Here is a 23,956-nt window from a genome sequence, read left to right on the forward strand (position 1 = left end):
TCTCAATCTGGATGGTGTGCATGAATATTTTTGTAACTGGCGGAGCCGGGCAGGTCGGATCAACCGTCATCGACATGCTCCTGTCGCGCGGCGACAAGGTTGTTGCGATCGACAATTATGCGACCGGTCGGGGCGACAATCTGACCAAGCACGACAACCTGACGCTGGTCGAAGACTCGATTGCGAACGCCGGGGTGATCGATCGGTTGTTTTCCGATTTCCGGCCGGAGGTCGTCGTTCATACGGCGGCGTCCTACAAGGATCCGGAAGACTGGAGCAGCGACGCATTGGTAAACGCGGTCGGGACTGCCAACGTTGCGAAGGCCTGCAAGACCTTCGGCGTATCTCGCCTGATCTACTTCCAGACGGCGCTGTGCTATGGCACGAAGCCGCTGCAGTCGCCGATCCCGCTTGACCATCCGATCAATCCCGTCAATTCGAGCTACGCCATCTCGAAGACGGCTGGCGAGAATTACGTGCAGTTCTCCGGGGTCGATTGGGTGACGTTCCGGCTTGCCAACGTGATCGGGCCGCGAAACGTGTCCGGCCCGTTGCCGATCTTCTACGGCCGGTTGGTCAAGGGACAGAAGTGCTTTGTCACTCCCGCGCGTCGCGACTTCTGCTTCGCGGGTGACCTTGCCCGTGTCGTCGTCAAGGCCGCCGACGGCGTCGGCCACGGCACCTATCACTTCTCGTCTGGCAAGGATGTCGCCATCAAGGAACTCTACGATTCTGTGGTGCGGGCCATGAAGATCAATGATTATCCGGAGCCGGAAGTGAAGCCGCTCGGCCCGGACGATGCGCCGTCGATTCTTCTCGACCCCTCGCGTACCTTCAAGGACTTCGGTGCCGTCGAGTTTACCTCGCTCGATGAGATCGCCGGCCTGTCGGTTGAACGCTGGGAGAAGGACGGCGTCGTCGGCGGCTACACGCATCTGAAGGAAGCGCGTGCGGAAATCCGCACCTGATCGGAACCACGACATGCGCATCATCATCACCGGTGGCGCCGGTTGCCTCGGCTCGAATCTCATCGAGCACTGGCTGCCGCAGGGCCACGAGATCCTCGTCATCGACAACTTCGCCACCGGCAAGCGCGAGGTTCTGCCGGCGCTGCTTGGCTTGACCCTGATTGAAGGTTCGATCGCCGATCGGGATCTCGTTGCTTCGGTATTTGACGGGTTTCGCCCCACGCATGTCGTCCATTCGGCCGCTTCCTACAAGGATCCGGCGGACTGGCGCGAAGACGCGGCAACGAACGTCGACGGCACCGTCAACGTGATCGAGGCGGCGCGTGCCGTCGGCGCGCGCCGGATTCTGAACTTCCAGACCGTGCTGTGTTATGGCCGGCCGGAAAGCACGCCGATTCCGGTCGAGCACCCGCTGCGGCCGTTCACCAGCTATGGCATCTCAAAGGTCGCCGGCGAGCAATACCTGGCGATGAGCGGCCTGCCTTACATGTCGTTGCGACTTGCGAACGTGACGGGGCCTCGGCTGGCAATCGGGCCGATCCCGACCTTCTACAAGCGCCTGAAGGCCGGGCAGGGTTGCTTCTGCAGTGATGCGCGTCGCGATTTCCTCGACATGTCCGACTTCCTGGCTGCGGTCGATCTCGCAATGGCGGAACAGGCGCCGACCGGCGTCTTCAACGTATCGAGCGGGATCGGCCACTCGATCAAGGAAATTTACGACCTCGTGCGCTTCCATCTTGGGCTGCCGGCAGATCCCGACGTAAAGGTGGTGCCGGTGGGTGATGACGACGTGCCGTCCGTCGTTCCGGATCCAAGCCGGACCCGTGCGCTTCTCGGATGGCAGGCCAAGGTGTCGTTCGACGAGACCATTCGACGCCTCCTTGCGTGGTACGATGCGCATGGCGTGAGCGATGTCTATAGCCATCTGGCGGCACCCAAGAGCTGATCATCAAGGGCTGATCATGAAGTCATTTAACGGATCGACCATACTCGTCGTCGGCGGAGCCGGATTCGTCGGCTCAAACCTCGTGCGGCTGCTGCTCGAGCAGGCGCCGGCGCGCGTTGTGGTCGTCGACAATCTGCTGTCGGCCGACGCCTCGAACGTGCCGGCTGATCCCCGGGTCCAGTTCGTGCCGCGCCCCATCACCGAGGACGCCGTGCTCGCTGCATTGCCTGATAACCTCGACTTTGCCTTTCATCTTGCGTGCTACCACGGCAACCAGTCGTCGATTGCCGATCCGCTTGCGGATCATGAAAACAACACGCTGACGAGCCTGAAGCTTTTCGAGAGGCTCAAGGACATCCGCTCGCTGCAAAAGGTGGTCTATGCCGCGGCCGGCTGTGCGGTAGCCGAAAAAACCTTTGAGGGCGCCTCGGCGACGACGGAGGATGCGCCTGTCTCGCTGTTTCACGACAGCCCCTATTCGATCTCCAAGCTCATCGGGGAAATGTACGGCAACTACTATTTCTCCCGGTACAAGCTGCCCTTCGTGAAGGCACGATTCCAGAACGTTTACGGGCCGGGTGAAATACTGGGCGCCGGCCGCTGGCGCGGCACCGTTCATACGGTTTGGCGGAACGTCACCCCGACTTTCATCTGGAAGGCCCTTCATGACGAAGCGCTTCCAGTCGAAAATGGCGGGATCGCATCGCGCGACTTCATCTACGTGGAAGACATGGCGCGGGGATTAACGGCATGTGCTCTCGGGGGGGACCCAGGCGAGATCTACAATCTGGCGTCGGGCGTCGAGACCAGCATCCTCGATCTGGCGAAGCGGGTGAATTCGATCACCGGTAACCAGACCCCGATCGCGCTCACGCCGGCTCGGGATTGGGACAGATCAGGGCAGCGCTTCGGCGATCCGGCGAAGGCGCGCGAGAAGCTCGGGTTCGTCGCGAGCTTCGCGCATGAGGAAGGTCTCAGGCGTACCATCGAGTGGACGCGAGAAAATCGCGGCCGTATCCTCGGCTGCATGCGCAATCATGTCGCGCATGTGCTGGACGTTGCGAAGTATTCCTGATGTCCATCAAGATCCTCACTGTTGTCGGCGCGCGCCCGCAGTTCATCAAGGCCGCAGCGGTCAGCCGGGCTATCCGTGAAACGGATGGCTTGGCAGAAGTGATGGTTCACACTGGTCAGCATTTCGACGCAAACATGTCTGACCTGTTCTTCGACGAATTGGCCATCCCGAAACCGAAGCATCATCTCGACATCAATGGCGGTGGTCACGGCGACATGACCGGGCGAATGCTGATGGCAATCGAGCCGATCCTGCTTGCCGAAAAACCGGACTGGGTTGTCGTATACGGAGACACCAATTCGACGCTGGCCGGTTCGCTGGCCGCCGCCAAGCTCCACATTCCGGTGGCCCATGTCGAAGCAGGGCTCCGTTCCTTCAACCGGCGCATGCCGGAGGAGCTGAACCGGATCGTGACCGATCATCTCTCGACGCTTCATCTGTGTCCCACTGCGACAGCGATTGCGAACCTCGCGGCAGAGGGCGTGGTTAAGGGCGTACATCACGTCGGCGACGTGATGTACGATGCCACCGTGTTTGCTCTCGAGAAGGCCGAGATAAGTTCAACGATCCTCGCCGAGCTGCAGCTGCAACCCAAGCAATATGCGCTCGCAACCGTGCACCGCGCGGAGAATACGGATAATCCGGAGCGGCTCCGTGAGGTCGTTCAGTTCCTGCTGGAGCGGTCGCACGGGCGCACCGTGGTCCTGCCGTTGCATCCGCGCACCCGAAGCGCGGCCGCGCGGCTGGGCGTCAGCCTGGAAGGGCTGCGTGTCATTGATCCGGTCGGTTATCTCGACATGGCGAAGCTGCTGCACCACGCCGCCGAAGTGTACACGGACTCAGGCGGCCTCCAGAAGGAGGCTTACTTTCATAGGGTGCCATGCGTTACGCTGCGCGACGAAACCGAGTGGACCGAGACGGTCACAAACGGCTGGAATCGGCTCTGGAAGGGGCCGCCGCACGTGGTGCGGAACGAAATCACCGACTACGGGCGAGGACGCGCAGCTTTCGAGGTCGCGGAGCTGCTGAAAGACCAAGCCCCGTTGCCTGCAGTAGGTTGAGATCCTTGCCGGCGGGATTTGTACCCGTCGGCGGCCTGCCGGTTGCCCGGCATCTCCAGCGACCATCATTGTCTTTCCGCGAGCTTGAATTTGTCTGCTCGTGGTGAAGCGTAACTCCAGTCCAAGAGGTCAACCTTGGAAGTCAACGGCAAGAAGTTCCTCGTCATCGGCGGAGCGGGATTGATTGGCTCGCATGCGGTCGAGCAGCTCGCGAAGCACGACGTCGGCGAGATCGTGATCTTCGATAATTTCGCACGCGGTTCCGTCGAGAATATCGAGCGGGCCATCAGGGATCCGCGGGTCAAGATATTCGAGGCCGGTGGTGATGTCTGCCAACCCGATATCCTTGATGCCGCGATGAAGGGCAAGGATGGCGTGTTCCACTTTGCCGCGCTGTGGTTGCTGCAGTGCCATGAGTTTCCTCGGGCTGCCTTCGACACCAATATTCGAGGTACGTTCAACGTGCTCGAAGCCTGCGTCGCGAACCGGGTCAAGCGTCTCGTGTATTCATCTTCGGCCTCGGTTTACGGCGACGCTGTGGAAGAGCCGATGACCGAAGATCATCCGTTCAACAACAAGAACTTCTACGGGGCGACCAAGATTGCTGGGGAGGCAATGGCGACGGCGTTCTGTCACCGTTACGGCTTGCCTGCGGTCGGCTTGCGCTATATGAACGTCTACGGGCCGCGTCAGGATTATCAGGGCGCCTACATCGCGGTCATCATGAAGATGCTCGACGCCATCGACCGCGGCGAAGGGCCGACCATTCTGGGTGACGGTTCGGAAGCGTTCGACTTTGTGTCAGTGCTTGACTGCGCGCGGGCAAACATCTGCGCGATGTCGGCCGATACGATCGCCCGGTACTACAATGTGGGGACGGGCGAGCGGACTTCGCTCAAGCAGCTTGCCGAACTCCTCCTGCAACTGACAGGATCGAACCAGCCTATCCAGTATGCGCCGCGCAGCAACGCAACCTTCGTGCGCAATCGGGTTGGTTCCACGAAACGAGCAGCCCAGGAAATCGGATTCACGGCTGAAGTCGATTTGCGTGAGGGCCTGCAGATGCTGATCGAATGGCGCTCCAAGCATCGGGCTGGCCTCGAGCGGCGGCGCGCGAAGGCCGGCCTTGAATAAGGCTCAGCGGTCAGGGATCGGACGGATTTAGGCATGTGCGGCGTCGCAGGTATTCTTAACCTCGATCAGCGGCCGGTGTTCTTGCACGATGTGCGTGCGATGACCGAGGCGATCGCTCATCGTGGTCCGGACGGCGAGGGCCAATGGATCGAAGGGGCGATTGGTCTCGGACATCGCCGGTTGGCGATCATCGATCTGAGCCCGACCGGTGAGCAGCCGATGCAAACGGCCGATGGCCGGTTTGTGATTTCCTACAATGGCGAAATCTACAATTACCGGGAACTTCGCGCCGAACTCGAAGCGCAGGGGCATCGTTTCAGGTCGACCAGCGATACCGAAGTCCTGCTGCAAGCGATCGCTGCGTGGGGACTGGGCGCCCTACAGCGCCTCAACGGCATGTTCGCCTTTGCCCTATGGGATCGCAAGGAACGCAGGCTTACGCTTGCGAGAGATCGCTACGGCATCAAGCCGCTGTATTATTGGTCCGGCGGCAACCAGTTGCTGTTTGCCTCGGAGTCGAAGGCCTTTCGTGCTGTTCCGAACTTCAGCTCACAGCTCGATTTCGAAGGCTTGTTCGAGTACTTCACGTTCCAGAACTTCTTTACCGATCGCACCTTACTCAAGGGCGTCCGCATCCTGCCTGCGGGCTGCTACCTGACCATATCGCCCGAGGCTGGGTCCGGAACGCAGCCAAGACTGACTCGATACTGGGACTATACCTTTCAAGAGCCGGAAACGGCCCGGTCTGAAGCCGAATACCAGGACGAACTCGACCATCTGATTCAGCAGGCTGTGAAGAGACAGCTCGTGTCGGATGTCGATATCGGGGCGTATCTCTCGGGAGGGCTGGACTCGGGAACGGTCACTGCCATCGCGGCGCGGTCGCTCAGCTACATGAGGACCTTCACTTGCGGCTTCGACCTCAGCTCGGTGTCCGGCATGGAGCTCCAGTACGACGAGCGCGCGGCCTCGGAGAGAATGTCGTATCTGTTTCGTACCGAACACTACGAAATGGTGCTGAAGTCGGGCGATATGGAGCGCGTGCTTCCCAAGCTGACCTGGCATCTGGAAGAGCCGCGCGTCGGACAAAGCTATCCAAACTATTACGTCGCGCAGCTCGCCAGCAAGTTCAACAAGGTCGTCCTCGCGGGAACGGGCGGCGACGAGATCTTCGGTGGTTATCCGTGGCGTTACTACCGTGCCGTCGTAAACCAGAGCTTCGAGGAGTATATCGATAAGTACTACGACTACTGGCAGCGGCTCATTCCCAACAGCGTGCTAAAGCGTGTCTTCGCGCCGATATGGAGCGAGGTGCAGGGTGTTTGGACGCGCGATATCTTCCGGGACATGTTCAGCCAGCACGCCGAGCGCCTGACCCGTCCGGAGGACTACGTTAATCATTCGCTTTATCTGGAGGCCAAAACGTTTCTGCACGGGTTGCTGACTGTGGAAGACAAGCTGTCGATGGCACATTCGCTGGAAACGCGCGTCCCGTTCCTCGACAACGATCTCGTCGATTTCGCCATGAAGCTGCCGGTCCGGATGAAGCTCGGAAAGCTCGATGAGGTCGTCGCATTGGACGAGAACGCACTGGGCAGGAAGACGGCGGCATATTTCCAGAAAGCGCATGACGGCAAGATGCTGCTGCGAAACGTGATGCTTCGCCATATCCCCCAGGAAGTCGCTGAGCGGGACAAGCAGGGCTTCTCTGGTCCCGACGCGAGCTGGTTCAAGGGCCAAAGCATTGATTTCGTGCGCAACATCTTGTTCGACGATCAATCGGAGATCTATCGCTACCTCGATCCCAAGCCGTTGCGTGCATTGGTCGGCGACCATCTTGACGGCCGCGAGAACCGCCGCCTGCTCATCTGGTCGCTGATCAACGTCGAATATGCGTTGCGCCAGCAATCTTCAGACTACTAGGGGCCATCAACGGCGACGCGTTCGCTGCATTGACACGAGCTGTGGTGCGAACAGGCTGAACGAACTGGTCCTCATTCAAACTCCCGACCAACTGAGCAAACTCATGCACGATATTGACAAGGAAAAGATCCTGGCGCGTTACGCGAGCCGCATCGGTGAGGTCGGGCACGGCGCTGCCGCGCTTGGGGAGCCCAAGCATCGGCAAGCGTTCTTCTTCGACATACTGCGTCAGGTTGACGGCTTGCAGGCAACGGATTCGATCGTCGATATCGGCTGCGGCTACGGGGACCTCTTCGGTTTTCTTCGTTCCGCGGGGTGGCAAGGCGCCTACACCGGGATCGATATCAACGCGCAATTGATTGAAGAAGGAAAACGAATCTATCCGGACGCCGAGTTGGTCGTTGTCGATATCCAGACAACACCGCCGGATCGCGGTTGGGATTGGTGCTTCTGCTGTCAGGCGCTCAGTAGTGCAACTGAGGCCGTGCCTTTCATGGATCATTTTGAAAGCATGTTGGGGATCATGTGGGGACTTTGCCGAAAAGGCCTCGTCTTCAATCTGCTGAGCCCGCTCGTCGACTACACCCACCCGGTTCATGCCAGGCCGGCATTCGCAGACGTGTTCCGGGTCGTGACCGGGCTGACAAACAGATTTGCGGTCAGGCATGACTACATGCCGTACGAGTACGCCATCTACGCATACAAGGAAAATGAGATCAACAAGGACAATTTCATCTTTGCCGCCCAACAGGATCGCTTTAACGAATTGACCCGTCAATGGCGCGGCACGGGCCGCTAACTCGTCGTCACGAACGGGAAGCTTCTGGAGCGAGAACCCGATGAAGGCTGTTGTATTGCTCGGTGGAAATCAGATGGCCTGTCCGGCTATCACGCGAATCCAGCAGCATGGTTTTCATGTCGTTGCGGTCGACGGCAGCGCCGAGGCTCCTGCGCGCCACATCGCCGATCGATTTGTCCAGCAGAATTTTTCCGACGTTGCTGCAACGTCTGCCGCACTGGCGGGTATCGAATTCGACGGAATTATTCCGCTGAATGACTTTGCCGTGAGGGCCGCGTCCACAATCGCAAGCGAGCGCGGTCTGCCGGGCTGGAACGAGTTCGCCGAATTTTGCTTCACCAGCAAGGTTGCGATGAAGCGCTGCTGGGTGGAGAGCGGATTACCGACTCCGCGCTGCGTGTTCAGCACGGTGGCACAATTGGTGGCCGGACAGTTCCCGCAATGGGAAAGCTGGCCCGCCGTTGTCAAGCCGGCGTTCTCGGGAGGAGGTAGCCGGGGCGTGTTTGTTGCGCACGGCTGGGATGAGGTCCAGGGCCGTCTGAGCGAAGTCGCGAACACTTATCTCGACGGCGACGTGGTGATCGAGGAGTTCGTAAAGGGAACGGAACACACCCTCGAGGTGCTGGTTTGCCGGGGAAGCCCGACCCTGCTGTCGATCTCGGACAAGGAGAACTATCCGGGGAACGACACGGTGGTGCAGAAGCTGCATTTCCCTGGACCGATCGGTCATTCCTACCGGGCAACGCTGGAGCGTCTGGTGTTCGCCGCGTGTGCAGCGATGCGCCTGACCGACGGCACCACGCATTTTGAAGTCCTGATCCGCAATGGAGAGCCCGTTCTGCTGGAGGTCGGTGGACGTCCCGGCGGTGGTCTCAATTTTCATCCGATCTGCGAGATTTCGACCGGTTACGACTATCCGGGTCTGCTCGCGGCGACATTGACCGGTGGCGTGCCGGACTTCACGCGGCAGCCGGCCGAGCACCTGGTGTGGCACTATTTTCCGCGAGGAGAAGGCGTGCTGCGGGCCATCAATGGCTTCAGCGCGATCAAGGGGCAGCCCGACGTCGTCGATGCCGAGATGTACGAGCAAGTCGGCAAGGCCCGGCTCGACCTTCGTAACGACCTCGCGCGCCCGGGCTATGTGCTGGTGCGATCGAAATCGGCAGCCGAGGCGCGTGACCGTGCCGAGAGACTGGTCGACTCTGTGCAGTTCGTCACTGCTGACAAAGAAGGTGACAAGCCATGAACCTCTCGCATCATCCGTTCCTTGCTGCGACCGATCCGGCGGCCAGCCGCCTGGTCCGCGTTTCCGCACCATTTCCGGAGTGGCTCAATCCCTTCCACGACGATGGCGTAACCATTCGCGCGGCGTCGATTCCGGGCGAGGTCGAGCACAGCAAATCATATATGGCGCGCGAGTTGCTGCTTGGACCGATCTCCGAAGGTCTGATCTCGCAACGGACCGTCGTGAAGGAGGCGACGAGCGGCAATACGGGGCACGGCATCGCCAAGATCTGCAAGGCGCTCGGCATCCGCTGCCAGCTCATCATGCCGGCCGGTACGGCGCGTGGCAAAATCAATGCGATCTCCGTGATGGGTGGCGGCGTGGAGGTCGTTTTGCACAGCGACCCCGCGGAAACGCCGGTCGAGCGTGCCCGGCGGGAGGGAGCCCAGGAGGGCGGTTACACCCTCGACCAGTACAGCAACTGGAGAAATCCATGGGCGCACAAGACTCACCTTGCGCCACAGCTGTTTTCCGCGACCGGAGAAGTGTCGCTCGTGGCCGTGGCGTCGGGTACGATGGGGACGTGCATGGGGCTGAGGCAATATGTCGACGAGCACGGCCTCGGCACGCGTATTCTTCCGGTTCTGCTGGAAGAGCATCACGAAGTCCCGGGCGCGCGGCCACTGTCGAAGGTCCAGAAGGATATCCGGTTGCCGTGGCAAATGCTTTTTGCGTCTGACGACCTCGAATTTGGAACGCGGCATCCCTCGTTCCTGCTGGCCTACTACTCCTGGCGGGTTCTGCCGCAAATGCTCGGTCCGAGTTTCGGCCTTGCCTTTCAAGGGGCATTGCGGAGACTGCACCGGGAGAAGCATGCCGGCAGGCTTGACGATCTCCGAACGCGCGGAAAGATAGAGGTTGTTCTGGTCGGGGCGGACTCATATCTTCCCTACCTCGATCTCTTCCTCGGGGAAACCCAGTCCGACGAACGCCACACCTATGAGAGCCCCGATCTGTTGTCGTTCGTTCTCTGACTTCATAATCCCCTCTCTCTGGCATGGTCATGCAGCTTACAGCGCCGAAATTTGATGAAGCCGAAATCGAGCAGTTGCGCGCCTGTCTGGGCTCGGGCTGGGTCACGCAAGGTCCAATGACCCAGAGGTTTGAGGGGCTCATCGCCGAACGGCACGGCGTGAAACATGCGCTGGCCACGACGTCTTGTACCGCCGCCTTGCACCTTGCAACCATGGCCCTGGGGCTGAAGGCGGGAGACGAAGTTGTCGTTCCGGCCTTCACATGGGTGACGAGTGCGCACTGCGCCGAATATGTCGGGGCGAAGGCAGTATTCGCGGACATCGATCTCGCCACATACAATCTCAATCCTGCCGCATTTGCGGCAGCCATCACACCGAGAACCCGGGCGGTCGTTGCAGTGCATCTGTTCGGGTTGGCCGCGCCGATGAATGAGATCCGTGCGCACGCATCGCGCCATGGGATCGCGATCATCGAAGATGCGGCTTGCGCGATAGGTACCTCCTATGACGGCAAGCCGGTCGGCGGGCTTGGCGATATTGGCTGTTTCTCGTTTCATCCGCGGAAGGTCGTGACTACGGGTGAGGGCGGAGCGGTGACGACCAACAGCGACTCGATTGCCGCGATCGTCGGTTCTGTGCGCAATCACGGTGCTGGCGGACAGCATGTCATCGAGGACGAAGGCGTTGGACCGTGGACTATGGCGAATTACGATCGCATCGGATACAATCTGCGCCTGTCCGACATTCAGGCAGCCGTTGGCGTCGCGCAGATGGCCAAGCTCGACGCGCTTTTGGCGGAGCGTCGCGGTCTTGCGGCTTCCTACAGACAGCGCCTGGCCGGCATCCCGGGCATCGTACTGCCGGTCGAAGACGTGGGTCACAGCTATCAGTCGTTCGTCATCCGGCTTTCTCATGGTGGTCGCCAGCGCCGCAATGCGGTGATGGCGGCTTTCGCCGAGCAGCGTATTCAGACCCGCCCCGGAACGCACGCTGTACCCGCGCTCGGATACTATCGGGACAAGTATGGCATCCATCCCAATCAATTCCCCAACGCCATGATGGCCGAGAACACGACGATCACGCTGCCGCTGTTTCCGGGAATGAAGCTCTCGGATATCGACGTCGTTGTGGACGCATTGAGCCGAGAGCTCGCGGCCGCTTGACCGTCAGCGACCAGCCTGCTCGAAGGAATCCAGCAAGAATGCGCCGCGCCGTTGCCATCACCTGTGAGGGTGTCTCGAAGAGTTTTGCACTGATCGATCGCGGCAACGCGTGGCGGATAGCGCTCGGGCTCGACGCATCGGTGGCCCGCTACAAGGCCCTTCAGGACGTGACATTCGACGTACCCAAGGGGCAGTTTGTCGGCATCCTTGGCCGCAATGGGGCAGGCAAGTCGACGCTGCTGCGAATCATCGGTGGTGCCTATGCGCCGGACATCGGACGAGTCTCCGTGACCGGGGCAATGTCAGCGCTCTACGAGCTCGGCGTTGTGGCGAGCCGAGAACTCACGGGCCGCCAGTATGCGGATCGTCTGCTGATGGTGCACGGTTTCGGGCCCCGCGAGCGGTCCGACATGATCGCCGATATCCACGGTTTCTCGGAGCTCGGAGACCGGTTCGACGACCCCGTGCAGACCTATTCGGCTGGCATGGGAGCTCGGCTTTTTTTTGCGACGGCAACGGCTGGCCAGTACGATATCTATCTGCTCGACGAGATATTGTCGGTCGGAGATCAGCACTTCCAATCGAAGTGCTGGCGACGGTTGCGCGACAGGCTGTCCAGGGGCGCGACGGGAATCCTTGTGACCCACGACTGGGCCGCGATCCTGCGTTTGTGCGAAACCGCGCACATTCTGGAGGGCGGCAAGGTGATTTTCTCCGGGCCGGCCGACCGAGCCGTGCGGCAGTACCTCTATGGCGATCAGGCGGGTGACGAATACGTTGCTGGCATTGCGAAATTCAAGGCGCCACCATCCTATCCACCAACGATAAGACAGGGTGAAGATTTCATCATTCGTGCTGAAGCCGAGATTCTTCAGCCGTCCGAGGTATTCTCGACATTCACAATCGAGCGTCTGCAACCCGGCTTCGGTTGGGAGACGTCGGTGATGTCGCGCGCCCCCGTCCTGATAGGTCATGCGCCAGGACGCTATGTGGTTGAAGCTTCGGTGCCCGCGTTTCCGCTAGAACCAGGCCATTATCAATGCCGGCTGGGCCTCATGCTGGTCGACGAGACTGGCAAGCGCATCGGTCTTGACGGCTACAGCTGGCTGGACGGCACCGGACTGGCTCTCGAGGTCGTTGGGCAAGCAACAGGAAGTTTGGTGCTTCCGGCGCGATGGACATTGCAATGAGCCATGCAGCGATAAAAGTCCTCGGTTTGACCAAGACATTCGCACTCACCGAGCACGGCGGTGGTCCAGTCTCGTTGCTGGCGGCGCTGCGCACGGGCAAAAGCGAAGGTCGTGTGCGCGAGGTGCGGGCACTCGAACAGATTTCGCTCGACATCGTTCAGGGCGAACGGGTCGGCATCATCGGCCCGAACGGTGCCGGCAAGACGACGCTGCTATCCATCCTGACTGGACTGATGCCGGCCACATCGGGGACCGTTGACGTGGTCGGCGATGTTCACGCAATGCTCTCAATCGGAGCGGTGTTGCGCGACGACCTTACCGGGCGAGAGAATATCGATCTCGATGGGGCGATCCATGGCCGCAGCCGCGCTGAAATCGACGCGGTTCGCCAGGAGATCATCGACTTCACCGAGCTTGGAGAATTCATCGACCGCCCCGTGCGAACCTATTCATCGGGAATGAAGGCTCGCCTCGCGTTCTCGATGGGCGCTTTCATTGAACCTGACATCCTGATCATCGATGAGACGCTCTCCGTCGGCGACTACTTCTTCAGCCAAAAGGCCTCGAAGAAGATGGCCGAAGTAGCTGCCGGAGGACGCATCGTCATCGTGGTTGCACACGGACTCAAGGCCATCGTGCAGATGTGCTCGCGCTGTCTATGGATGGACCACGGTCGCATCATGATGGATGACGATCCAAAGACAGTCGTTGCGGCCTATGAGCAGTCGATACGTGAAGCGGACGAAAAGACATTGATGAAGAAGTTCGGGCAGTCGGCTTCTACTCGGAGCGATCGCGGGGATGGAGGAGAGGTGACAGGGGTAAGTCTGATCCAGGATGACAAGGATCAAGGTGCGGCATTGGCTGCGATGCATCCACTTGAGGTGCGGGTCGCGGGGACGTTGCGCAAACCCGTTGGGCGCTGCCGGATATTGCTTTCCATCGTGAGAGTGGACGGCCGGTCTGTCTGGCGACAGGATTCGAGAGAGGCTGGCCTCGACTTGCCTGCTTCGGGATCATTCGAGGCACGTGTTGCCATGGACCCCTTCATTCTTGGAGCCGATCTTTATCAACTGGATGTTGATCTGAGCGATGAAAGAGGACGATTGGACAGCACGACGCGGGTGTTCGAAGTCGTGGATGTCGAAGGGCAGAACGGTGGCAAGCCGCTGTTGCTGTATTCGCCGGAAATCAGGGGGCGCGTAATCACGGCGGCAAGCACATGAACATTGCCGGATTTGATCGCCGAGATTTCGGCATGCTGGTGAGCTTGTTCAAGCTCACTGTGTCTGACCGGTATCTCGGTTCTGGTCTCGGACTGATCTGGGCTGTGCTTTCACCACTGCTGCTGATGGGAATCTTCACGTTCGTCTTTACGTTTGTCTTTCCTGCACGGTTGCCGGGTCGGGAGGGCGCAATTCCCTACGTGGTCTGGCTTCTGAGCGGCTATGGCCCGTGGCTCGCGATCAGCGAGGGACTTTCTGTGGCGACGTCTTCGGTCGTCGGGAACTCCGGAATCGTCAAGAACGTTGCCTTCAAGTCCGAACTCCTGCCGGTGGTCGGCGCGTTGACGGGGCTCTTCCCGCTCCTGGTATCACTCGCCGTCGTTGTCGTTCTCCTTGCCGTATCAGGTGAAGCACCCAGTCTAGCATTGCTGGTTCTGCCGGTATCGCTCTTCCTAGGGACGTTGTTCGTCTCTGGACTGGGGCTTTTCCTCGCCGCACTGAATGTCTTTGTGCGGGACACTGCTCTGGCCCTGCCGAATGTGCTGACGCTGCTATTGTTTGCATCTCCGATCTTCTATCCGATCAGCGCCTATCCGGCCGGAATTGGGAAGCTGCTTCAGTTCAATCCATTTTACGTGATCGCTGCATTGTTTCGCGCGCCAATCATCGATGGTGCCTTGCCGCCGTTGTGGATGTTCATCTACCTGACCGTGATCTCGACCATCGTCTTTGCGGGTGGCTTGATGTGGTTTCGTCGTCTCAAGTCGTTCTTCGACGCGCGCCTGTGAGACGCCGTGGCTGGTCTTGTTGCGATTCATCAGCCGAATTTCTTCCCGTGGCTCGGCTATTTCGAGAAGATCCGACGTGCCGACACGTTGATCTTGCTCGATGCGGTGGCTTATCCGCGCGCCGGCTCGGGCGGCATGGGGTCGTGGTGCAATCGGGTGCGCCTCGCGGTGCAGGGTGAGGCTCGCTGGGTGACCTGTCCATTGCAGCATATGCGTTTTGGCGCCCCGATCGGCACGGTGCAAATCGACGACTCGCAACCTTGGCGAAAGAAGCTGCTGCGGACCCTGGAGGCAAACTACCGCAGGGCACCGCGGTTCGAGAATGGCATGACGCTGCTCAAGCCGCTCATTCTTGAACCCGAAGGCAGTCTCGCGACCTTCAACCTTCGTGCCATCAAGACGATCGCGGCCCACCTGGGCTTGTCAACACGGTTCGTGCTGCAGTCCTCGCTGCAATATTCGGGCATGGCCACCGACCTTTTGGTTACGCTCGTGAAGGCAGTGAACGGCTCAGCCTATCTGTCGGGCGATGGAGCGGCGGGTTATCAGCGTGACGAACTGTTTGGCGAGAATGGTCTTGGCCTTGTCAAGCTGGGTTTCGTTCAGCAGGTCTATGGCGAGCCGTCTCGATTCATTCCTGGGCTCTCGGTGATCGATTATCTGATGTGGGATGGTCGTCCGCTCGCGCAGGCCGGAAAGAGTTCATGACGCAAAAGATTATCCTGCTCACGAGTTCGACTGGTGCTGCTCTCGAGAGAATCATGCAGGCCTTTGGCCCATCGGCATCCATTACAGTGGTCAACGACATGGAATCGTTGCTCGCAGCATCTTTCGATGCCGAAACGAGTTTGATCAGCTTCGGGACGGGCGTGATCGTACCAGCTGGTCTGCTGGCCGGTCTGGCGAAGCCAGCGTACAATTTGCATGCGGCTTCACCGGAGTTTCCAGGCCGGGACCCGCACCATTTCGCGATCTATCGCGACGCCCGAACCTACGGTGCCACGCTGCACCTGATGACCGAGCGGGTCGACGATGGGGCCATCGTGGCGGTGGAAATCTTCGATGTGAGGCCAGATGCGACACCCGAGTGGCTCCTCGTTCAAGCTAACCTGGCTGCGCTCCGGTTGATCGAGCAGCACGGAAAGCGGATGCTGGATCGTGAGCCGATGCCGGGTCTGACCGACGTGCACTGGGGGAACATCAAAACGCGGCGGGCAGATTTTCGCCGTTTTTGTGAGCTCGGCCCTCTCGTCACCTCCGAGGAGTTGGCTCGACGCTTGCGTGCCTTCGAGTCACCCTCGTATGCCAATTTGACAGTCGAACTGCACGGGCAGCTCTTCCGGATCGACAAGCAGACTCCGCGTGAAAGTCCCGATCGGAGCGAGTTTGCCGAGTTTACGGAAACGGGCTTTCGGGCCTTGGTGCAGGTACTGAAGAGCGCTCAATACAGGTTTGCGCGCTATGGTGAGCAGCCAGCCGACCGTCACGTGATCTGGCGGCATGATGTCGACATGTCCATGCATCGTGCCGTTCGTTTGGCGGAGATCGAAAAGGATGAGCGGATCGCTGCGACCTACTTCGTCAATCCGCGGTCCCAGTTCTACAGCATCTTTGAGCCTGAGATCGAAGCGTTGCTACGGCGAATTCTGTCACTCGGTCATGAGGTCGGGTTGCACTTTGATGCGGCCGCTTATGGCGTAAAGACATGGACCGATGCAACGCTTGGGGCGGCTGTGCGACGCGAGCAGCTGTTGTTGGAGACGCTGCTTCAGTCTCCGATTGCGGCGCTCAGCTGGCATAATCCCGACCAGTCCAACTTACTCGAATTCCAGGACGAAACCATTGGCGGAATGTTCAATGCCTATTCTAGCCGTCTGCGGCGCGACTACATCTATTGTTCCGACTCCAACGGCTATTGGCGGTTCAAGCCGATGAAGGAGGTCATTCGCGAAGGTCATGACCGCCTGCACTTGCTCACCCACCCGGATGTCTGGACGCCGGAGCCAATGGCGCCCTCGGAGCGGATCGAGCGCGCCATCATCGGCCGCGCTCGCAAGATTCGTAGCGACTATGATGCACGGATGGCTCTCGCGGGACGACGGAATGTCGGAAAAAGCGGAAGTTGAAACTTCGCGAAGGTGCGGGCGGAATAGCCGTCCTCTCCAGGGGCCGTGAGCTGTTGCGCGTTCGGTCGTCGGTCGCGCGGTATGGCTCGAGGATTGACCTACGGGCTCGGAAACGGCAAATTGAACCAAACTGATGCCGCGTGTTCCGGCACCTCACTCCAGGACATGTGAATCCGAAGGTCTCTTGCCAGAGATCGTGGGGTATTACGCAGTCACCAATCCAGCATTGATGAGAGTTCCGTGGTAACCAAAATTCTCAATCCCGACTTTGTACGCAATATCAGCGCCAAGCCGATCTTTTGCTTTACTTCAGATATCGACTGGGCCGACGAAGAGGCAATTGCGGCGTGCTTTTCTCTTTTCGACGAATTCGAAATCCCGCTGACGCCCTTCATTACGCACAAGTCGCCCTACGTCGAAAAGCGGTTCTCTGGATGGATGCAGCGTGTCGGCGTGCATCCGAATTTTCTCGAGGGAAGCACGCACGGAAGCGATGTTTCCGAGGTTTGCCGGCACATGCAGTCGCTCAATCCTGCAGCGAAGTTCTACCGGTCGCACCATTTCTATGGCACGTCCAGCGTTGCCGATCAGTTCAGAACGCTGGGATATGAGTTCGACTCCAATCTCTCTCTGTTTCCGCAGTCGGACATCAGGCCACTTCTTCATTCGTCGGGTCTCATGCGCTATCCCGTGTTTTTCGGCGATGGGATGTGGTTCAACCAATTCCCGGATCGCGCCGTATCGGAGCTCATTCCCTTGCTGGCGACGCCCGGGCTCAAAATCTTCAACTTTCATCCGATCCACGTTGCTCTGAATACCCCGAACGCCGCGCACTACAAGGCATATCGGGAGAGCGGCAAACCGTGGCAGGATCAGGTCGCCAGCGAAAACGGCACCCGCACTAACCTCATTCAATTGCTACGGGCCGTCCGGTCGCTCGAGTCGCTTGGCGCGGTCTACCTGTCCGATCTACATAAGATGGCGACCACCATCGAAGGCGAGGTGACGCCGTCGAAACGCAGCGTGCCGGTTTCGGTGACGACAGCCGGCGATTACGACGCCATGGACGAGAAGAAGCGCGCTGCTTTCAAGCAGGGCGAATTCAGCAAGCAGGCCGGGGGTGGCCGCTACGCGACCTCCCGAGATACGAACATGCGGGAGCTGGAGATCGATTTCATCATCAGCAGCATCAAGGCCTTCAGCTCAGGAAAGCCGCGTATCGTCGATCTCGGCTGCGGCAATGGCTATACGACACTTCGGATGGCGTCCGAGATCGATGCAGAGGTGACGGGGGTCGACTTTGCCGAGTCTCTGATCGCCGACACGGCCGAGCTGGCAAAAGAGCTCGGTGTCAAGAATATGCCGGATTTCCGGGTCGGAGACATCACGACACTGCCTATTCCCGATGGATCATTCGATGTCGTGGTCACCGAACGCGTGCTGTTGAATATGACGAGCGTGGAGAGCCAACGCGCCATGCTCGACAAAATCCATGCGATGCTCGCTCCAGGCGGTCTCTATGTCATGGTTGAGGGAAACCGCGACGGATTGGCGAAGCTGAACGAGTCCCGCGAAGCTCTCGGCCTTGTCGCGATCCCCGACCGCGGCCACGGCAACGTGGGTTCACTCAAGTTCGAAGAAGATGGGTTTCAGGACATAATCGCGGGCAAGTTCGCCACACTCGATACCCGCAACTTCGGCTCCTACTTCCTGATCAGCCGCATCGTTCAGCCCATGCTGGTGGCTCCTGCATCGCCGAGCTTCGACCATGCCCTCAACCGGATCGCTCGGGACCTACAGAAAGTCTTGCCCGACCTGTTCCCAGGAAGTCACCTGATGGGTCGCGTCTTGAAAAAGGTGGGGTCCCAGAGCCGCCGACATCCGCCGGATGACGGCACCGAAGCCGCATCTCGTTCTGTGAGACGCGGCGCGTAAGGTGTTTGACCATGCAAAGATAGCATTGTGGCCTGCTGAAGCTGAAACACATGAGGTGGCCCGGATCGACGGCGCACGACGGAACGTGATCGCGCCGGCCATTCTGCGCGAACAGGATTTGAAGCAAGGCCGCGATAGATTCATGCCGACGCCCAATGCGGTATTGCGGGCCGCGGTCGTTTCGAGCGAGAGGGAAGCAGGAAGCTGAGAGTGTTCGTAATCGCCATCATGCGCCGTCTGGGAATGAATCGCGAGGGAAGGCTAGGTGCGCCCGTCCGTGCTCTCTTGCGCGGGCCCCGAATGAGGCCTGTCCGGCAGACTTCGTTGGCGGCGATCCGAACGGTGTTGGTGGTGGCCGGGTTCCTGACGAGGTTTGGCAGCGACTTGTCGAGCGTTCTGGGCAAGGTCATCCGGGCGCCCATCACGCTGCTTGAGTTGGAGATCAAGCGAAACCGGCAACTGCAAAGCATGACCAGAGCGTGGAAGATCGGTCCGCTGATTATTGGTCGCGCGGCAGACGTTGATGTCTTGAACAGGGGAGAGTCGATCATTTCCGAGCCGCGTGTCGGGTCGGGTCGAAAGCGCACGATCGTCAAATGCGGGTCGATTGCGATCACATATGTTGGAGACTTCAAGCGGCTCATTGATCCACTGCTGGCATTCGACGCTGAGATTGTTGAGTCGCAGGTAGCTCGCCCGCGCGTCAGCGACGTGCCGGTCGTGAGCGGTGGTGGCATCCGGCGTAGCGTCCTGTTCTTGCACCAGTGCTACTACAACTTCTTTTATCTCGCCGAGGCTTTGCGCAGGCGGGGTTGGGACGCTGTCTGTGCGAACATTGAAGACCCGAATGTGGAGCAGGCCATGTTCTATCACGGCGACGATGTCAATCTCTTTGACCCCGAGCCGGACCAATACCGGCGTAAGCTCGTCGACTTCTTTGCTCAAGCGGAGGACCGTTTCCGAATGGTCCATTTCTACGGGCGGGGAGTCATGTCGATGTTTCCGGCCTATTTCGATCGGCAGGGCAGCTTCGATGGGCTGCCGGTTGACTTCCTTCGCTTGCGCCGGCGCGGCGTCAAGATCGGATATACGGTCGTCGGCTGTTCGGATGGGGTTGCGCAATCCAGCATCAACAAGTGGAGCGGTGCGTGCAAGCACTGCGTCTGGCAGGACCAGCCGCAGATCTGCTCCGATGCGAGCAATCTTGCATGGGGACGCAAGGTTCATACGATGTGCGATATGGTCGACACCGGCGGAGCGCCCTCGCTCGACTGGAAGGGCAATGTAGATACGGTTTGTCGTGACGCGCTCACGATGGCGCTGGATCCCGAAGTATGGCGGCCCGATCTTGGAATCCCCGAGAAGTACCGGCTGCAGCGGTCGCCCGGCGAACTCATCGTCTATCACGCGGTTGGGAACTACGAATTGAGGTCCCGGAACGGTCGGAACATCAAGGGGACGGGCGCGATCCTGGCCGCCATCGAGCGCCTGAAATCGGAAGGCTTCCCAGTCAAGCTGGAATTCGTCACGAATGTGCCAAGCCAGGATGTCCGATACATCCAGGTGCAAGCCGACGTCATCGTCGATCAGCTCAACTACGGCCGGTACGGCGCCCAGGCGTGCGAGGGAATGATGCTGGGGCGGCCTGTGGTGTGCTTTATGCAGAAGGATGAGTTGCCGGGGATCAGCAGGGTGCCGTTCGTGGAAGCGTGCCCGATCATATCCGCGACCGAGGAGTCTGTCTACGATGTGCTGAAGGACCTGCTCTCAGACGAAAACAGACGTCGCGAACTGGCCAAAGCGAGTCGTGATTTTGCGGTCAAATGGCATTCTGCCGACGCTTGCGCCGAGCGATTCGAAATGGCGTATGACCGTGTGATGCAGGGCTTGCCGCCGTCCGACGTTCCGTTCGGCCCGGCTATGCACTAGATTGCCTGTTTGAAACTCAACAGGCCGTCGATACGGCGTTCGGGGGCGGCATTGACGTCCGCTGAGCGCTGTCGACTTGCCGCAATCGAGGCAGCGAAGGTCCGGTTTCAGCGGCATCCACGGGGGGCGCTGCTGTGCTTGCTGCCGCCGGAGGGGGCCTAGGGGTTTTCTGGCCGCTTCGGGCTTGTCGGCCACGCCTAACAAGTCTATGCAGCCACTTCGTTGGAAGCTTTCTCGGCCGCATTTTTATTCAGCAGACAGATTGGAACCTGATGATATCCGGCGTGCGGACATCATCATAACCAGGCGTACGGGCGTTAGACATGAATTCCGAGCTGATCGACAAGCTGGACCGCAAGACCGCCAAGATTGGGATCGTGGGCTTGGGCTATGTCGGCCTACCGCTTATGCTTCGCTACAGCGATGTGGGTTACAAGGTCATTGGCTTTGATATCGACCAGGGCAAGGTCGATGCGCTTCGCGCTGGCCGGTCCTATATCGAGCATATCTCGAGCGCTAGCATCAGGCAGGCGACCGAGCTTGGCTTCGAGCCGACCACGGACTTCTCTCGTGCCAAGGAAGTCGATGCGCTGATCCTCTGCGTTCCGACCCCACTCAACAAATATCGCGAGCCCGATCTCAGCTTCGTACTGGATACGACGGAGTCGCTTCTGCCATATCTGCATCAGGGAATGGTGCTGTCGCTCGAGAGCACGACCTATCCCGGCACAACCGAAGAGGAACTGAAGCCGCGCATCGAAAAGTGCGGCTTCGCCGTCGGCAAGGACGTATTTCTCGTTTTCTCGCCGGAACGCGAAGACCCCGGCAACCAGAATTTCACGACGCGTTCGATCCCGAAGGTCTGCGGCGGCTGCACGCCGGCATGTCTCGAGGCCGGCATCGCGCTCTATGGTCAGGTGATCGACAAGGTCGTCCCGGTGAGCTCGACGCAGGCCGCCGAGCTGACGAAGCTGTTGGAGAATATCCATCGCTCGGTGAACATCGGCCTCGTCAACGAGATGAAGATGGTCGCCGACAAGATGGGGATCGACATTCACGAGGTGATCCGCGCGGCGGCAACCAAGCCGTTCGGGTTCGTTCCGTACTACCCCGGTCCCGGCATCGGCGGTCACTGCATTCCGATCGACCCGTTCTATTTGACGTGGAAGGCGCGGGAATACGGCATGCACACGCGCTTCATCGAGCTCGCCGGAGAGATCAATTCCTCGATGCCGGACTACGTGGTGTCGAAGATCTCGCTGGCGCTCAATCAGAGGCACAAGTCGATCAGCGGCAGCTCGATCCTGGTTCTCGGCATCGCCTACAAGAAGAATGTCGACGACGTCCGCGAATCGCCATCGGTGGCGTTGATGGAGCGGCTTCGTGATCTCGGCGCCAAGGTGTCCTACAGCGATCCGCACGTCCCCTCGTTCCCGAAGATGCGGGCGCATTCGTTCGATCTGTCGAGTGTCGCGCTCACCGAGGACAGTCTGCGGGCATTCGATTGCGTCCTGCTTGCGACCGACCACGATAAGTTCGATTATCAACTGCTCGGCGCGCATGCGCCGCTGCTGGTCGATTGTCGCGGAAAGTTTCCTCAGCCGGCGGACAATATCATTCGCGCTTAGACGATCTCGCAGGCGCTCCGGCTACCATCCACCCGTGGCCTTGTCTGGGCAACGGATGACGAGAGGTCCGGAGCGGCACGCTAGGCGGCGTCTCCACTTGGTCGATGGTCGCTGACTGCGACCCTCAACGCTTCCGTCTGGTCGAAGGCCGACCGCGGTGCAATGTACCAGAGCAGGAAGAGCAGCGCCGTTCCGTTCGTGAGCAATGCTGTCGAAAGCGGTACATTGAGCAGAACCTGGGGTAGAAGGCCGGCGGAGAGCAGCACGAATTGCGCCGGCAAGCCGGACGACAGGCGATTGCCGAGCGCAATGATGAGGCCGCAGCCGAGCGCGGACAGCGGGGCGAGCACGAGGCCGACCGAAGCGATCCCTTCGGTGGCGAACAGCGACGCATTGAAGGAACCGAGATCGTAGGCCTTGGCCATGACGGCCCATATCGGCTCGTTATACGCGCATGCAACCACGAGCTTGACGACGTTGATCTGGCAGAAATGGGTCAACGGATGCGCCGAGAAGTAGTTGTTGTAAACTTCGAGGGCGAGCGACGGGATCGCAACCATCCTGTTGTTGACGGTGCCGAAATAGACCAATCCGGGCTTGAATGGAAACACGCCGGCCTGGACCAGCAGGAACAAGATCGCGCCCACCAGGACTGGGAGGAAAAACGAGAGGATCGTTGCAACCCTTGCCTCAGCCAGTTTGCTGATGAGCGCGAGCAGCAGCAGCCAGAGCGGACCGAACAGCGCCATCTTGGTCAGCATGATCGGGTAGAACAGAAGCATCAGAAGCAGGGCTAGCCCTGCTTGCCAGGTCCGCTTGCTGGCGACGAAGCAGGCGAAGGCGAGCGGCAATAGGGCGTTTGAGGCGATCCAGACGGCGTATCGCAGGAAGCCTGGCAACGCGACCTCCGCGCGATATTTGTACATCTCGTTGAGATCGACCAGCTTGAGGTTGTAGAGGGAACCTATGCCGATGATTGCGGCTGAGGCGATAAGGATGATGGTAGGCATCATGTGAAAGGCGCGTGCCGGCATGACGACAGCCTGCCGCACTGGCGCTGTGATAAACAGCGTGGGGACAAGGAATGCGAATGCCGAAAGCACGATTGAGATGAGCGCCAGGTGGTGATCGTAGTCGAGCAGCGAGAATTCGATCAGCCAGAGATATCCCAGCACCATGATGTAGAAGTAGAAGCCGACGAGATAGCCGAAGCTGAAGCGGCTGATCGCGAATAGGATGACGACGGGACTGAAGGCCAGCACATTCAGGATTGCTGCCGTCAGGTGCGCCTTGTCGAATCCGATGATGCCCGGGAAGGCGTCGGTGACCGTGATCCAGTACAGCGAAACGCAGCAAACCACGATGTGGGCATAGGCGAGCAAAGCAAGCTTGGCCTGGCCCCAACCAATTCCAGGCTCCAGCTGAATAGCGCGATCTTTCATTCTCTGTTACCGCCGTATGGGGCTGTTCGCGTGGGCTGTTTCACTGCTGGTCATCGCATTCGGCTGAGCCCACACGATCGCCAAACGATGTCGCTTCTTCGACCCAGGGACATTGCACGGCGCCGACAAGACGGCAACGATACGCCTGCATTTCATTCTATTGTTCCTGCCCGATAACGCAAATGCCGCCTGCTGCTGCCGTCGTCCCGCTGTGTGCAGTGATTCCGTGAATGGCTCGGTGATGTCGAGTTCGACGGATCAGGCAGGAAGCCCGGCCGAATCAAGTGTTGGCAGGACCGGCAATTAGGGATATTTCGGCGTCAGACGCGCCGAAGAACGTATTCGGCTGAAGCACATGGGGGCC

At 59.6% G+C, this 23,956-nt stretch carries 20 protein-coding genes; 19 read left to right on the top strand and 1 reads right to left on the bottom strand.

All coding sequences use genetic code 11. The features are described 5' to 3' along the window. Nucleotides 1-20: 20 nt before the first annotated feature. From H8B02_RS00995 to H8B02_RS01085, 19 genes are all read left to right on the top strand, one after another. On the top strand, nucleotides 21-968 hold the full coding sequence (locus tag H8B02_RS00995) for an NAD-dependent epimerase/dehydratase family protein (RefSeq protein WP_229164173.1): 948 nt from the start codon (nucleotides 21-23) through the stop codon (nucleotides 966-968). Between the two features lie 13 nt (nucleotides 969-981). After that, on the top strand, nucleotides 982-1,914 hold the full coding sequence (locus tag H8B02_RS01000; RefSeq protein WP_229164175.1) for an NAD-dependent epimerase/dehydratase family protein: 933 nt from the start codon (nucleotides 982-984) through the stop codon (nucleotides 1,912-1,914). A gap of 16 nt (nucleotides 1,915-1,930) precedes the next feature. Continuing rightward, nucleotides 1,931-2,989, top strand: coding sequence for an NAD-dependent epimerase/dehydratase family protein (locus tag H8B02_RS01005; RefSeq protein WP_229164181.1), 1,059 nt, complete (start codon nucleotides 1,931-1,933; stop codon nucleotides 2,987-2,989). Next, nucleotides 2,989-4,050 carry a non-hydrolyzing UDP-N-acetylglucosamine 2-epimerase gene (gene wecB / locus H8B02_RS01010; RefSeq protein WP_229164189.1) on the top strand — a complete coding sequence of 354 codons (1,062 nt, stop codon included), beginning with the start codon at nucleotides 2,989-2,991 and terminating at the stop codon, nucleotides 4,048-4,050. Before H8B02_RS01005 ends, wecB begins: the two co-directional genes overlap by 1 nt. Before the next feature lie 135 nt (nucleotides 4,051-4,185). Further along, nucleotides 4,186-5,184 (top strand): NAD-dependent epimerase/dehydratase family protein, encoded by a 999-nt coding sequence (locus H8B02_RS01015; protein ID WP_229164191.1) that lies wholly within the window; start codon nucleotides 4,186-4,188, stop codon nucleotides 5,182-5,184. Between the two features lie 33 nt (nucleotides 5,185-5,217). After that, entirely contained in the window at nucleotides 5,218-7,107 is a 1,890-nt protein-coding gene (gene asnB, locus H8B02_RS01020) for an asparagine synthase (glutamine-hydrolyzing) (protein ID WP_229164196.1), read from the top strand. A gap of 103 nt (nucleotides 7,108-7,210) precedes the next feature. Further along, entirely contained in the window at nucleotides 7,211-7,906 is a 696-nt protein-coding gene (locus tag H8B02_RS01025) for a class I SAM-dependent methyltransferase (protein ID WP_229164198.1), read from the top strand. 40 nt (nucleotides 7,907-7,946) lie between these two features. Continuing rightward, nucleotides 7,947-9,152 carry an ATP-grasp domain-containing protein gene (locus H8B02_RS01030; protein WP_229164200.1) on the top strand — a complete coding sequence of 402 codons (1,206 nt, stop codon included), beginning with the start codon at nucleotides 7,947-7,949 and terminating at the stop codon, nucleotides 9,150-9,152. Continuing rightward, complete coding sequence (locus tag H8B02_RS01035; RefSeq protein ID WP_229164202.1) at nucleotides 9,149-10,165, top strand: pyridoxal-phosphate dependent enzyme; 1,017 nt, start codon at nucleotides 9,149-9,151, stop codon at nucleotides 10,163-10,165. Before H8B02_RS01030 ends, H8B02_RS01035 begins: the two co-directional genes overlap by 4 nt. A gap of 29 nt (nucleotides 10,166-10,194) precedes the next feature. Further along, nucleotides 10,195-11,328, top strand: a complete 1,134-nt coding sequence (locus H8B02_RS01040; RefSeq protein ID WP_229164203.1) for a DegT/DnrJ/EryC1/StrS family aminotransferase — start codon at nucleotides 10,195-10,197, stop codon at nucleotides 11,326-11,328. Nucleotides 11,329-11,366: 38 nt separating this feature from the next. Continuing rightward, complete coding sequence (locus tag H8B02_RS01045) at nucleotides 11,367-12,518, top strand: ABC transporter ATP-binding protein (protein WP_229164204.1); 1,152 nt, start codon at nucleotides 11,367-11,369, stop codon at nucleotides 12,516-12,518. After that, nucleotides 12,515-13,744 (top strand): ABC transporter ATP-binding protein, encoded by a 1,230-nt coding sequence (locus H8B02_RS01050; protein ID WP_229164206.1) that lies wholly within the window; start codon nucleotides 12,515-12,517, stop codon nucleotides 13,742-13,744. The genes H8B02_RS01045 and H8B02_RS01050 overlap by 4 nt, the downstream gene beginning before the upstream one ends. Beyond that, nucleotides 13,741-14,532, top strand: a complete 792-nt coding sequence (locus H8B02_RS01055; protein WP_229164207.1) for an ABC transporter permease — start codon at nucleotides 13,741-13,743, stop codon at nucleotides 14,530-14,532. Before H8B02_RS01050 ends, H8B02_RS01055 begins: the two co-directional genes overlap by 4 nt. 6 nt (nucleotides 14,533-14,538) lie before the next feature. Further along, nucleotides 14,539-15,240: a WbqC family protein gene (locus H8B02_RS01060; protein WP_229164209.1), complete on the top strand. Its 702-nt coding sequence runs from the start codon at nucleotides 14,539-14,541 to the stop codon at nucleotides 15,238-15,240. Continuing rightward, on the top strand, nucleotides 15,237-16,658 hold the full coding sequence (locus tag H8B02_RS01065) for a formyltransferase family protein (protein ID WP_229164211.1): 1,422 nt from the start codon (nucleotides 15,237-15,239) through the stop codon (nucleotides 16,656-16,658). The genes H8B02_RS01060 and H8B02_RS01065 overlap by 4 nt, the downstream gene beginning before the upstream one ends. Nucleotides 16,659-16,898: 240 nt before the next feature. Next, nucleotides 16,899-18,593, top strand: a complete 1,695-nt coding sequence (locus H8B02_RS48340; RefSeq protein WP_229164213.1) for a polysaccharide deacetylase WbmS family protein — start codon at nucleotides 16,899-16,901, stop codon at nucleotides 18,591-18,593. A gap of 1 nt (nucleotide 18,594) precedes the next feature. Then, a complete protein-coding gene (locus H8B02_RS01075) occupies nucleotides 18,595-18,801 on the top strand; it encodes a hypothetical protein (RefSeq protein WP_229164215.1) in 207 nt (68 codons plus the stop codon). A gap of 116 nt (nucleotides 18,802-18,917) precedes the next feature. Next, on the top strand, nucleotides 18,918-20,522 hold the full coding sequence (locus tag H8B02_RS01080) for a glycosyltransferase (RefSeq protein WP_229164216.1): 1,605 nt from the start codon (nucleotides 18,918-18,920) through the stop codon (nucleotides 20,520-20,522). A gap of 323 nt (nucleotides 20,523-20,845) precedes the next feature. Beyond that, nucleotides 20,846-22,150, top strand: a complete 1,305-nt coding sequence (locus H8B02_RS01085; protein WP_229164217.1) for a nucleotide sugar dehydrogenase — start codon at nucleotides 20,846-20,848, stop codon at nucleotides 22,148-22,150. Nucleotides 22,151-22,230: 80 nt separating this feature from the next. Here the strand turns inward: H8B02_RS01085 and H8B02_RS01090 are convergent, their stop codons facing one another. Further along, nucleotides 22,231-23,592, bottom strand: coding sequence for a hypothetical protein (locus H8B02_RS01090; RefSeq protein ID WP_229164218.1), 1,362 nt, complete (start codon nucleotides 23,590-23,592; stop codon nucleotides 22,231-22,233). Between the last annotated feature and the right edge of the window lie 364 nt (nucleotides 23,593-23,956).

Origin of the sequence: Bradyrhizobium altum, assembly GCF_020889705.1 — a bacterium.
Lineage (GTDB): Bacteria > Pseudomonadota > Alphaproteobacteria > Rhizobiales > Xanthobacteraceae > Bradyrhizobium > Bradyrhizobium altum.

What these genes read in the sequence shown, in the direction of transcription:
- H8B02_RS01040 (WP_229164203.1), top strand. Translation starts at nt 10,195, where the DNA reads ATGCAGCTTACAGCGCCGAAATTTGATGAAGCCGAAATCGAGCAGTTG.
- H8B02_RS00995 (WP_229164173.1), top strand. Translation starts at nt 21, where the DNA reads ATGAATATTTTTGTAACTGGCGGAGCCGGGCAGGTCGGATCAACCGTC.
- H8B02_RS01085 (WP_229164217.1), top strand. Translation starts at nt 20,846, where the DNA reads ATGAATTCCGAGCTGATCGACAAGCTGGACCGCAAGACCGCCAAGATT.
- H8B02_RS01065 (WP_229164211.1), top strand. Translation starts at nt 15,237, where the DNA reads ATGACGCAAAAGATTATCCTGCTCACGAGTTCGACTGGTGCTGCTCTC.
- asnB (WP_229164196.1), top strand. Translation starts at nt 5,218, where the DNA reads ATGTGCGGCGTCGCAGGTATTCTTAACCTCGATCAGCGGCCGGTGTTC.
- H8B02_RS01005 (WP_229164181.1), top strand. Translation starts at nt 1,931, where the DNA reads ATGAAGTCATTTAACGGATCGACCATACTCGTCGTCGGCGGAGCCGGA.
- H8B02_RS01035 (WP_229164202.1), top strand. Translation starts at nt 9,149, where the DNA reads ATGAACCTCTCGCATCATCCGTTCCTTGCTGCGACCGATCCGGCGGCC.
- H8B02_RS01055 (WP_229164207.1), top strand. Translation starts at nt 13,741, where the DNA reads ATGAACATTGCCGGATTTGATCGCCGAGATTTCGGCATGCTGGTGAGC.
- wecB (WP_229164189.1), top strand. Translation starts at nt 2,989, where the DNA reads ATGTCCATCAAGATCCTCACTGTTGTCGGCGCGCGCCCGCAGTTCATC.
- H8B02_RS01090 (WP_229164218.1), bottom strand. Translation starts at nt 23,592, where the DNA reads ATGAAAGATCGCGCTATTCAGCTGGAGCCTGGAATTGGTTGGGGCCAG.
- H8B02_RS01025 (WP_229164198.1), top strand. Translation starts at nt 7,211, where the DNA reads ATGCACGATATTGACAAGGAAAAGATCCTGGCGCGTTACGCGAGCCGC.
- H8B02_RS01050 (WP_229164206.1), top strand. Translation starts at nt 12,515, where the DNA reads ATGAGCCATGCAGCGATAAAAGTCCTCGGTTTGACCAAGACATTCGCA.
- H8B02_RS01000 (WP_229164175.1), top strand. Translation starts at nt 982, where the DNA reads ATGCGCATCATCATCACCGGTGGCGCCGGTTGCCTCGGCTCGAATCTC.
- H8B02_RS01030 (WP_229164200.1), top strand. Translation starts at nt 7,947, where the DNA reads ATGAAGGCTGTTGTATTGCTCGGTGGAAATCAGATGGCCTGTCCGGCT.
- H8B02_RS01045 (WP_229164204.1), top strand. Translation starts at nt 11,367, where the DNA reads ATGCGCCGCGCCGTTGCCATCACCTGTGAGGGTGTCTCGAAGAGTTTT.